The organism is Micromonospora arborensis (assembly GCF_003205615.1).
Lineage (GTDB): Bacteria > Actinomycetota > Actinomycetes > Mycobacteriales > Micromonosporaceae > Micromonospora > Micromonospora arborensis.
On the sequence record NZ_PYBV01000134.1, the window covers coordinates 1 to 202 of the forward strand.

Here is a 202-nt window from a genome sequence, read left to right on the forward strand (position 1 = left end):
ACTCCGACTGGTCGGTGATGGAGGCCGCGGCCCAGGCGCTGGACGAGTTCGAGGTGCCCTACGAGGTGAACGTCCTGTCGGCGCACCGGATGCCGCGCGAGATGATCGCCTACGGCGAGCAGGCGCACACCCGCGGCCTGAAGGCGATCATCGCGGGCGCCGGCGGGGCGGCCCACCTGCCGGGCATGCTGGCCTCGGTCAC

1 protein-coding gene is annotated in these 202 nt (G+C 72.8%); it reads left to right on the forward strand.

The annotated features are described in order from the left end of the window. Positions 1–202, forward strand: a 202-nt coding sequence (locus C7C45_RS33140) for an AIR carboxylase family protein (RefSeq protein ID WP_146247501.1), incomplete at both ends; no start/stop codon positions are given.